The organism is Enterobacter sp. CM29, from assembly GCF_013179605.1.
GTDB classification, from domain to species: Bacteria; Pseudomonadota; Gammaproteobacteria; order Enterobacterales; family Enterobacteriaceae; genus Enterobacter; species Enterobacter intestinihominis.
In genome coordinates, this window is the sequence record NZ_JABMCU010000023.1 from 21,587 (window position 1) to 32,586 (window position 11,000).

At 57.1% G+C, this 11,000-nt stretch carries 10 protein-coding genes; 5 read left to right on the top strand and 5 right to left on the bottom strand.

Going from position 1 to position 11,000, the window contains the following annotated elements:
* Positions 1-51 precede the first annotated feature (51 nt).
* Together ftsP and HP459_RS05095 are read left to right on the top strand one after the other, a co-directional pair.
* Positions 52-1,464, top strand: coding sequence for a cell division protein FtsP (gene ftsP, locus HP459_RS05090; RefSeq protein ID WP_023298607.1), 1,413 nt, complete (start codon positions 52-54; stop codon positions 1,462-1,464).
* Positions 1,465-1,615: 151 nt separating this feature from the next.
* Complete coding sequence (locus HP459_RS05095; protein WP_046618810.1) at positions 1,616-3,793, top strand: YgiQ family radical SAM protein; 2,178 nt, start codon at positions 1,616-1,618, stop codon at positions 3,791-3,793.
* Positions 3,794-3,882: 89 nt separating this feature from the next.
* Here HP459_RS05095 and dkgA read toward each other — a convergent pair whose 3' ends face one another.
* Positions 3,883-4,710 carry a 2,5-didehydrogluconate reductase DkgA gene (dkgA, locus tag HP459_RS05100; RefSeq protein WP_023306942.1) on the bottom strand — a complete coding sequence of 276 codons (828 nt, stop codon included), beginning with the start codon at positions 4,708-4,710 and terminating at the stop codon, positions 3,883-3,885.
* A 105-nt stretch (positions 4,711-4,815) separates the two neighbouring features.
* Complete coding sequence (gene yqhD / locus HP459_RS05105; protein WP_063841420.1) at positions 4,816-5,979, bottom strand: alcohol dehydrogenase; 1,164 nt, start codon at positions 5,977-5,979, stop codon at positions 4,816-4,818.
* A gap of 195 nt (positions 5,980-6,174) precedes the next feature.
* On the opposite strand from yqhD, the gene HP459_RS05110 reads away from it, so the two are divergent.
* Entirely contained in the window at positions 6,175-7,074 is a 900-nt protein-coding gene (locus HP459_RS05110; RefSeq protein WP_017382749.1) for an AraC family transcriptional regulator, read from the top strand.
* A 45-nt stretch (positions 7,075-7,119) separates the two neighbouring features.
* Here the strand turns inward: HP459_RS05110 and yghB are convergent, their stop codons facing one another.
* Together yghB and metC are read right to left on the bottom strand one after the other, a co-directional pair.
* On the bottom strand, positions 7,120-7,779 hold the full coding sequence (yghB, locus tag HP459_RS05115; protein ID WP_015571869.1) for a DedA family general envelope maintenance protein YghB: 660 nt from the start codon (positions 7,777-7,779) through the stop codon (positions 7,120-7,122).
* 142 nt (positions 7,780-7,921) lie between these two features.
* Complete coding sequence (gene metC, locus HP459_RS05120; protein ID WP_171935990.1) at positions 7,922-9,109, bottom strand: cystathionine beta-lyase; 1,188 nt, start codon at positions 9,107-9,109, stop codon at positions 7,922-7,924.
* Between the two features lie 251 nt (positions 9,110-9,360).
* Between metC and exbB the strand changes: the two genes are divergently transcribed.
* Both exbB and exbD read left to right on the top strand, forming a co-directional pair.
* Positions 9,361-10,092, top strand: coding sequence for a tol-pal system-associated acyl-CoA thioesterase (exbB, locus tag HP459_RS05125; RefSeq protein ID WP_023298602.1), 732 nt, complete (start codon positions 9,361-9,363; stop codon positions 10,090-10,092).
* A gap of 4 nt (positions 10,093-10,096) precedes the next feature.
* Entirely contained in the window at positions 10,097-10,522 is a 426-nt protein-coding gene (gene exbD, locus HP459_RS05130; protein WP_023298601.1) for a TonB system transport protein ExbD, read from the top strand.
* Positions 10,523-10,613: 91 nt separating this feature from the next.
* Here the strand turns inward: exbD and HP459_RS05135 are convergent.
* Positions 10,614-11,000, bottom strand: a 387-nt coding sequence (locus tag HP459_RS05135) for a cytoplasmic protein (protein WP_171935991.1), incomplete at its 5' end; no start/stop codon positions are given.

Sequence of the window (11,000 nt, forward strand, 5' to 3'; positions counted from 1 at the left end):
TTCAAGGGAAAACGAATTCCCGCGTTGTTAGTCGTTTCAGATGGAGCTTATATGTCACTCAGTCGGCGTCAGTTTATTCAGGCTTCGGGTATCGCCCTTTGTGCGGGTGCGATGCCGCGGACAGCCAGCGCCGCCGGGCAGCAACAGCCGCTGCCTATTCCGCCGTTGATTGAATCCCGTCGCGGACAGCCGCTATTCCTCACGCTTCAGCGTAGCCACTGGTCCTTTACCCAGGGAACGCGCGCGCAGGTATGGGGCATTAACGGACGCTACCTCGGGCCGACCATTCGCGTGTGGAATGGGGATGACGTCAAGCTCATCTACAGTAACCGGACGACGGAAAATGTCGCAATGACCGTCAGTGGGTTGCAGGTGCCGGGGCCGCTGATGGGCGGCGCGGCGCGCATGATGTCGCCGAATGCCGACTGGGCGCCCGTCCTCCCGATTCGTCAGAGCGCGGCGACATTGTGGTATCACGCCAACACCCCGAACCGCACCGCCCAGCAGGTCTATAACGGCCTGGCCGGGATGTGGCTGATTGAAGATGAGGTCAGTAAAACGCTGCCGATCCCGAATCACTACGGTGTTGATGATTTCCCGATCATTATTCAGGACAAGCGTCTGGATAACTTCGGTACGCCGGAGTACAGCGAGCCGGGCAGCGGTGGCTTTGTAGGCGATACGCTGCTGGTTAACGGCGCGCAAAGCCCGTATGTCGAAGTGTCTCGAGGCTGGGTGCGCCTGCGTCTGTTGAATGCTTCTAACTCGCGCCGCTACCTGCTGCAAATGAGCGACGGCCGCGCCCTGCATGTGATTTCAGGCGATCAGGGGTTATTACCTGCGCCGGTGTCGGTGAAACAGCTGGCGCTTGCGCCGGGCGAACGTCGTGAAATCCTCGTGGATATGACCAACGGGGATGAAGTGTCCGTGACCTGCGGCGAAGCGGCAAGCATTGTTGACCGCATTCGCGGCTTCTTTGAACCGTCGAGCGTTCTGGTCTCCACGCTGGTGCTGACGCTGCGCCCGACCGGCCTGTTGCCGCTGGTGACCGACAGTCTGCCGATGCGCCTGCTGCCGCAAGAAATTGTGACCGGCCCGGCAGTACGCAGTCGCGATATCAGCCTTGGCGACGATCCGGGCATCAACGGCGCGCTGTGGGACGTAAACCGTATTGATATCACCGCCCAGCAGGGAACCTGGGAGCGCTGGACCGTCCGCTCGGAGATGCCGCAGTCGTTCCATATTGAAGGGGTGTCATTCCTGATCCGCAACGTCAACGGGGCGATGCCGTTCCCGGAAGACAGGGGCTGGAAAGACACCGTCTGGGTGGATGGGCAGGTAGAACTGCTCGTCTACTATGGACAGCCGTCATGGCCGCACTTCCCGTTCCTGTTCCACAGCCAGACGCTGGAGATGATGGACAGGGGGTCGGTAGGGCAGATGCTGGTGAATCCGGCACCGTAAAACGAGTCGGGTGGCGGCTTCGCCTTACCCGACCTACAGGCCCGTAGGCCCGGTAAGCGTAGCGTCACCGGGCAATAAATACCCCTTCATTTCCCCCGATAAACCAGCGTATAATCCCGCTCCTTTTGTCTATTTTTTCTTCGGAAGCATTATGAGCGCAATTTCCCTGATCCAGCCGGATCGCGACCTCTTCTCCTGGCCCCAGTACTGGGCAGCCTGCTTTGGACCGGCGCCGTTCCTGCCGATGTCCCGGGAAGAGATGGATCAACTGGGCTGGGACAGCTGCGATATCATTCTGGTGACGGGTGATGCGTATGTCGATCACCCGAGCTTTGGCATGGCGATCTGCGGCCGTATGCTGGAAGCTCAGGGTTTCCGCGTGGGGATTATTTCTCAGCCTGACTGGAACAGCAAAGACGACTTTATGCGTCTGGGTAAACCTAACCTGTTCTTTGGCGTGACCGCGGGCAACATGGACTCGATGATCAACCGCTATACCGCGGACCGTAAGCTGCGTCATGACGACGCTTATACGGCAGATAACGTGGCGGGTAAACGTCCCGATCGCGCGACCCTCGTCTACACCCAGCGATGCAAAGAAGCATGGAAAGACGTGCCGGTGATCCTGGGCGGCATCGAGGCGAGCCTGCGCCGCACCGCGCACTACGACTACTGGTCTGACACCGTGCGCCGTTCGGTGCTGGTGGATTCGAAAGCCGACATGCTGATCTTCGGCAACGGCGAGCGTCCGCTGGTGGAAGTGGCGCATCGCCTGGCGCAGGGTGAAGCGGTCAGCGAGATCCGCGACGTGCGCAACACCGCGATCATGGTGAAAGAGGCGCTGCCGGGCTGGAGCGGGGTGGATTCCCGCATTATCGATATGCCGGGCAAAATCGACCCTATCCCGCATCCGTACGGTGACGATCTGCCGTGCGCGGATAACAAACCAGTTGAGCCGAAGAAAGCGGAAGCAAAGGCCGTGGTGGTGCAGCCGCCGCGTCCGAAGCCGTGGGAAAAGACCTATGTGCTGCTGCCGTCATATGAGAAGGTCAAAGCTGACAAGGTGCTCTACGCACACGCCTCCCGTATTCTGCACCATGAAACCAACCCGGGCTGTGCCCGCGCGTTGATGCAAAAGCACGGCGAGCGTTATATCTGGGTTAACCCGCCGGCGATCCCGCTCTCTACCGAAGAGATGGACAGCGTTTTTGCCCTGCCGTACAAGCGTGTGCCGCATCCGTCATATGGCAACAGCCGTATTCCGGCGTACGAGATGATCCGCTTCTCGGTCAACATCATGCGCGGCTGCTTCGGCGGGTGCTCCTTCTGTTCGATCACCGAACACGAAGGTCGTATTATTCAGAGCCGTTCCGAAGAGTCGATTGTTAACGAGATCGAAGCCATTCGCGACACGGTCCCGGGCTTTACCGGCGTAATCTCCGATCTGGGTGGTCCAACGGCTAACATGTACATGCTGCGCTGCAAATCGCCGCGCGCTGAGCAGACCTGTCGTCGTCTCTCCTGCGTCTATCCGAGCATTTGCGAGCATATGGACACCAACCACGAGCCGACGATCAACCTTTACCGTCGCGCCCGTGACCTGAAAGGCATCAAGAAGATCCTGATCGCCTCCGGCGTGCGTTACGACATTGCGGTGGAAGATCCGCGCTACATCAAAGAGCTGGCGACGCACCACGTTGGCGGTTATCTGAAGATCGCCCCGGAGCACACCGAAGAGGGCCCGCTGTCCAAAATGATGAAGCCGGGCATGGGCAGCTATGACCGCTTTAAACAGCTGTTTGATACCTTTTCAAAACAGGCGGGGAAAGAGCAGTATCTGATCCCATACTTCATCTCCGCGCACCCCGGCACCCGTGATGAAGACATGGTGAACCTGGCGCTGTGGCTGAAGCAGCGTCGATTCCGTCTGGATCAGGTGCAGAACTTCTACCCGTCGCCGCTCGCTAACTCGACGACCATGTATTACACCGGCAAAAACCCGCTAAGTAAGATTGGCTATAAGAGTGAAGACGTGGTGGTGCCGAAAGGGGATAAACAGCGCCGTCTGCACAAAGCGCTGCTGCGCTATCACGACCCGAAAAACTGGCCGCTGATCCGTCAGGCGCTGGAAGAGATGGGGAAAAAGCACCTGATCGGCTCGCGTCGTGATTGCCTGGTGCCAGCGCCAACGCTGGAAGAGATGCGCGAAGCGCGCCGCCAGAACCGCAATACGCGCCCGGCGCTGACCAAGCACACGCCAATTGTGCATCAGCGTTCGAACGGTGGGGCTTCGGGGACGAAAAAAACGGGAAAACGTAAGATCGGATAACGATGATGCCCTCACCCCGGCCCTCTCCCACAGGGAGAGGGTGGAAAGCATTCCCTCTCCCTGTGGGAGAGGGTTAGGGTGAGGGGAAACTACCCGCCAAACTGATCCGGGTCCGGCCCAAGCCGCTTGCCCTGATCCAGCTTCGCAATCTCACCCAGCTCGTCTTTATCCAGGCGGAAATCCCAGACGTCGAAGTTCTCGGCGATACGCGATGGCGTGACCGATTTCGGGATCACCACCAGACCGCTATCCAGATGCCAGCGAATGACGATCTGCGCCGGGGTTTTGCCGTACTTATCCGCCAGTTCACGAATGATTTTCTGGTCAAACACCCCTTCGCCGCCCTGAGCCAGCGGGCTCCAGGATTCGGTCTGGATCTTGTGCGTGGCGTTCCACGAATGAAGCTGGCGCTGCTGCATCAGCGGGTGTAGCTCAATCTGGTTAATCACCGGCGCGACGCCCGTTTCATCAATCAGGCGTTGCAGGTGATGAACCTGGAAATTACAGACGCCGATGCTTTTAATCAGCCCCTCTTTTTGCAGCTCAATCATCCCTTTCCAGGCATCAACGTAATGGTCGATAGCCGGTACCGGCCAGTGCATGAGATAAAGATCGACGAAATCGAGCTGGAGTTTCTCCAGGCTCTCCTGCAACGCTTCGCGGGGACGCTTTTGATCGTCGTTCCACAGCTTGGTGGTGATGAATAACTCATCGCGGGGAATGCCAGCGCTGGCAAGCGCGGTCCCCACGCCGTCCTCGTTTTTATAGGCGGCGGCGGTATCGATGGACCGATAGCCGACTTCCAGGGCTTTATGAATGGCGGAGACGACCTCGTCGTTACCGGCTTTCCATACACCTAGCCCCAGCTGGGGCATCACGTTGCCGTCCTGTAGCTTGATTACGGTTTGGTTTGCCATTTTTCCTCCTTCAGGTGCTCATCGCCGGAGGGAACCTCCGACGATGTGATGTGCATTAAGTCTGGACGAAATGTCAAAAAACGAAAGTCAGGATCCTAAAAACGCTTAGCGTGCCGCTTCGTAAATGCGACGGCTGACGTCCAGGGTGATGTCGCCATGCTCGCCGATCTGCGTCATACCGTGTGCTTCCAGCTTCGCCAGCAGGGCAGGGATGGAGCTGCCGTCCAGGCCGTAGTCAGAGAGACGCGTTGGCACGCCCAGGCTTTCAAAGAAGTGACGGGTGGCTTCAATCGCGGCATCGATACGCGCATCGTCGGAACCCTCGGTGATGTTCCAGACGCGTTCGGCGTACTGGAGCAGTTTGGCGCGTTTAGCGTCACGTTTTTCATTCCACAGCGCAGGCAGAACCACCGCCAGCGTCTGGGCGTGATCCAGGCCGTGCATCGCCGTCAGCTCGTGACCGAGCATATGGGTCGCCCAGTCCTGTGGCACGCCTGCACCGATAAGGCCATTCAGTGCCTGTGTTGCAGCCCACATCACGTTAGCACGCACGTCATAGTTTTCAGGCTCTTTCAGCGCTTTCGGACCTTCTTCAATCAGCGTCAGCAGAATGCCTTCCGCGAAACGATCCTGAATTTTGGCGTTCACCGGGTAAGTGACGTACTGCTCAACGGTGTGAACAAAGGCGTCGACCACGCCGTTCGCCACCTGACGCGCAGGCAGGGTATAGGTGTAAACCGGATCGAGGATCGCGAACACGGGCTGAACGTGTTCGTTCATAAAGGCCTGCTTGTCACCGGTGGTTTTACGGGAGATGACCGCGCCTTTGTTGGACTCAGAGCCGGTGGCCGGCAGCGTCAGCACGGAGCCCATCGGGATCGCACTGCTGATGTCGCTGCCGCCCGTTTCCAGAATATGCCACGGGTCGATGCCGTCAGCGTAATGCGCTGCCGCCGCGACGAATTTGGTGCCGTCCAGCACGGAACCGCCGCCCACCGCCAGCAGGAAAGTGATCTGCTCCTCACGGGCGATTTTTACCGCGTTCATCAGCGTTTCATAAGACGGGTTAGGCTCGATACCGCCGAACTCGCGTACGTCCAGCCCTTCCAGAGCGCTGTAAACCTGATCCAGTACGCCGGTTTTTTTCACGCTGCCGCCGCCGTAGGTAATCAGGACGCGGGCGTCCGTCGGGATTTGCGCGCGCAGGTCAGCGATAGCGTCTTTACCAAACAGAATGCGGGTTGGGGTGTGAAGATTAAAGTTGTTCATGGCTTGTTCCCTGTAGTGGGTAAAAAATCGTGGTGGCGCAGAAGGCAACCTGATGCTGCACATTGTGGCGGGCAGGCGCTATCCTCTCAATGCACATTCCTGCCGATGTCTTGCCCATTTCTACAGCACGCTGGAGAAACGGTAAGAAAATGCGCACACTGTCAGCGTCGGAAACCGTACCCGGAGTAACTGAAAATGAACCGTGATGCCATCTGCCGCCAGCTAACGTCGCAGATTAAAAGACTGATAGATAACGGAAATGATTCGGCTGAGCTGTTGCCGGATATCCGATTGCTCTACGGTACCCAGCCCGGAACGCGCACCCCGGTGATGTATCAGCCCGGCATCGTGTTTCTCTTTTCTGGCCATAAGATTGGCTATATCAATGAGCGCGTGTTCCGTTACGACACCAATGAATATCTGCTTCTGACTGTACCTTTACCCTTCGAATGTGAAACTTTCGCGACAGAGGAGGTACCGCTGGCCGGGATCCGCGTCAACGTCGACATTCTCCAGTTGCAGGAGTTACTGATGGAGATTGGGGAGGACGAACTTTTCCGGCCGTCGATGGCGGCAAGCGGTATCAACTCCGCGACCTTATCGGAGGAAATTCTCTGCGCGATTGAACGCCTGTTAGACGTGATGGAAAGGCCTCTGGATGCGCGTATTCTCGGAAAGCAGATTATCCGCGAAATTCTTTACCATGTGCTGCTGGGACCGGGCGGCGGGGCGCTGCTGGCGCTGGTAAGCCGGCAAACGCACTTCAGCCTGATTAGCCGCGTGCTGAAGCGCATCGAGAGCCAGTACACGGAAAACCTCAGCGTTGATCAGCTGGCGGCGGAAGCCAATATGAGCGTCTCGGCGTTTCACCATAACTTTAAATCCGTCACCAGCACGTCGCCGTTGCAGTACCTCAAAACCTACCGTCTGCATAAGGCGCGGATGCTGATGATCCACGATGGCATGAAGGCCAGCGCCGCGGCGATGCGGGTCGGGTATGAAAGCGCGTCGCAGTTTAGTCGGGAGTTTAAGCGTTACTTCGGCGTCACGCCGGGGGAAGATGCGTCACGTATCAGAACCATGCAGGGAGCGTGAGGGGAAACGGAGGCCGGGTAAGCGGTAGCGCCACCCGGCTTTTATTTATGCGCTGCAATACTTTTTCTTGATCACCACCGCAATGGTCCCCACCAGCCCTGCAACCAGCAGGAAAATCGGCAGGATCATCAGGAAGGTCATCACCTGGTCTTCATGGCGCTTAACAAAGGGGATCATATTCAGCGCGTAGCCGAGCGTGGTAACCACGCCCACCCAGAGCAGGGCGCTCAGCCAGTTGAAGAACTGGAAGCGGCGGTTAGAGAGGCCTGAAATACCCGCCATGGTAGGCAACAGGGTGCGAACGAACGCCAGAAAACGCCCGGCAAGCAACGCCAGCAGGCCGTGACGGTCAAACATGCAGGTCGCGCGCTGATGATATTTATGCGGCAGTTGCGCCAGCCAGCCTTTCACCACGCGGGTGTTTCCAAGCCAGCGCCCTTGCAGGTAGCTCAGCCAACAGCCGAGACTGGCCGCAGAGGTGAGGATCACCATTGTCGGTGCGAAGTCCATCACGCCCTTGCCGATTAACGCCCCTGCGAGCAAGAGCAGGCTGTCACCGGGTAAAAATGAGGCTGGCAGTAATCCATTTTCCAGAAACAGCGTCGCGAACATCACGAAATAGACAATCCCGACGACATGTGGGTCCGCCAGCGCGGCAAAATCGTGTTGCCAGAGCGCCGTGATGATATTTTGAATAACAGCCATGGACTTTCCTGTGGAACAGCAGATATAACGCTATTGTACTCCCAATTTTGCCTGTCGGGGTTGATCGCAGGCGCATCTCATACAGACTTTTCTGCTTGCGGTGTTCAGAATAGCGTCCAGGGAGTACATGTCAGCCAGCACTTTACACGATGCGCTCAAATCCTGCCGATAAATCCGCAATTAAATCGTCCACATTTTCCAGCCCGATATGCAGGCGGATTAAGGTCCCCTCGAAGTCCACCTCGCCGCCCGGGCGCAGGGCCGCAATCTGCTCCGGCTGATTGGGCAGGATCAACGATTCAAACCCACCCCATGAATAGGCCATGCTGAAGAGGGTAAAGTTATCCAGATAGCTTGCCAGCTCGGCGTCATTCAGGCGCTTCTTAAGAACAAATGAGAACAACCCGCTGCTGCCCGTAAAGTCACGTTGCCAGTATTCGTGGCCCTTGCTGCCCGGCAGCGCCGGATGGTTAACGCGCTCCACCTGCGGATGCAGCGCCAGCCACTGAGCAATTTGCAGGCTGCTTTCGTGATGCTGACGCAGACGCACGCCGAGCGTACGGATGCCCCGGCTGGTCATGTAGGCGGTATCGGCATCCACCATCTGGCCCATCAGGTAGACGTTTTCACGCAATTGCTCCCAGCAGCGGGCATTAGATACCGCCGTACCGATCATGCCGTCTGAGTGGCCAATCAGGTATTTGGTCGCCGCCTGAATGGAGATATCGATGTCAAATTCCAGGGCTTTAAACAGCACACCTGCCGCCCAGGTGTTGTCGATCATGATGATCGCTTCCGGCGCTATGCTGCGCACCGCCTTCACGATGGCCGGGACGTCATGCACTTCCATGGTGATGGAGCCGGGAGATTCCAGGAACACAACGCGCGTGTTGGGCTGAATAAGCCCGGCAATACCGGCCCCAATCAGCGGATCGAACCAGCTGGTGGTGACGCCGAGCTTGCTGAGTATTTTGGTGCAGAAGTCCTGGCTTGGCTCGTAGGCGGTATTGGTCATCAGGACGTGGTCACCCTGTTCCACAAACGCCAGAATGGTATTGGCGACCGCCGCCGCACCGCACGGGAACAGCGCGCAGCCCGCGCCGCCCTCCAGTTCGCACATGGCTTCCTGCAACGAGAAATGGGTTAACGTGCCACGGCGACCGTAAAACAGCCCGCCCTTCGCGCGATTACGCGTGGCGATTTTTTTATCTTCGACGGTATCAAACACCAGCGAGGAGGCACGCTGGATCACGCTGTTGACCGAGCCCTGGGTGTATTTTTTACTGCGTCCTGCCTGCACCAGCGTGGTCTCAAGCTGCTTTTTAGTCATGTTCGCTAACCCTATTTTTATACGTCTGGACGTCCAGACTACCACGATTGTCAGAATGTGCATCCGGATGCTTATCGAATAAGCAGAAAATATTATCAAATATTCGCACAAGAAATTTTTACTGCGTAAGCGCAAGGAAAGTGAGCGAAAATTACGGCACTATGTAAATACTAATGAGAACTACTATCAATTCGACGACGTTTTGATATTATTACGTTCAGATTGTGTGATTTGCGTCCTGGAGATACAGAGTGGGTAATAATTTGATGCAGACGGATCTCTCCGTTTGGGGCATGTATCAACATGCTGACATCGTCGTTAAGGTTGTGATGATCGGCCTGATTCTGGCGTCCGTGATCACCTGGGCTATCTTCTTCAGCAAGAGCGCCGAACTTCTTTCACAAAAACGCCGCCTCAAGCGTGAGCAGAAGCAGCTGGCGGAAGCCCGCTCTCTGGATCAGGCTTCTGATATCACCTCATCCTTCCATGCGAAAAGCCTGACTACCCTGTTAGTGAACGAAGCGCAGAACGAGCTGGAACTCTCCGCAGGCAGTGAAGATAACGAAGGCATTAAAGAGCGTACCGGCTTCCGTCTGGAGCGTCGCGTTGCGGCCGTGGGTCGTCATATGGGCCGCGGTAACGGCTACCTGGCGACTATCGGCGCTATCTCCCCGTTCGTCGGCCTGTTCGGTACCGTCTGGGGCATCATGAACAGCTTTATCGGTATCGCCCAGACGCAGACCACTAACCTTGCGGTCGTCGCGCCGGGTATCGCAGAAGCGCTGCTGGCAACGGCTATCGGTCTGGTTGCCGCTATCCCTGCGGTAGTTATCTATAACATCTTCGCGCGCATGATTGGCAGTTACAAAGCCACACTGGGTGACGTTGCCGCGCAGGTTCTGCTGCTGCAAAGCCGCGATCTGGACCTGAACGCCAGCGCCGTTAAACCGGTGCATGCGGCGTCCAAACTGCGCGTAGGTTGATTGTATGGCAATGCGTCTTAATGAAAATCTGGACGATAACGGTGAAATGCATGAGATCAACGTCACGCCGTTTATCGACGTCATGCTGGTTCTGCTGATTATCTTTATGGTTGCCGCGCCGCTGGCGACGGTGGACGTGAAGGTGAATCTGCCAGCGTCCTCCAGCCAGCCGCAGCCGCGTCCGGAAAAGCCTGTCTACCTGTCCGTGAAGGCCGATAAGTCCATGTTCCTGGGCAACGATCCGGTGACGGATGCCTCGGTTATTCCGGCGCTGGACCAGCTGACCGGCGGCAAGAAAGACACCACCGTCTTCTTCCGCGCGGATAAAACCGTCGATTATGAAACCATGATGAAGGTAATGGACACGCTGCATCAGGCGGGATACCTGAAGATTGGCCTGGTCGGCGAAGAGAAAGCGGCCGCGAAGTAAAACGAAGGCGAAGCCGCCTTCCGTGCCGGGTGGCGGCTTCGCCTTACCCGGCCTACAATCTCAGGCTAGCGCCGCCGGGCGAACCACGTTGTCAGCAGTTAGAAGATGTTGTTGACGCCTCTTCATCGAGCGCCACGCAGGTGACGTTTGATGTGCGATAGTTGCCCTCCGAGAGTTTTCGGGTCAGGCGCAGGGTGGCTGTCTCGCGTGCCAGCAGGTACTGATAGTTCGTCTCCAGTCGCCCAAGGATCTTCTCTTTAAGCTCAGGGCGCAGCTCAATAATGGCGTTCATCACCGCGCCGTAAATCTCCTCTTTGGCCTGCAAGGCATAAATTTCCCGACGGTTCTGCCATTTCAGGCGCACCAGCGTGGCCGGAATCGAAACCAAGTCCTGCGTTATTCGCGTCATCTCGTCATTTTTTATCTTTTTCAGGGCGTCAAGATTCTGCTTTAAGATAAATTCATCGCTTTTCTTATC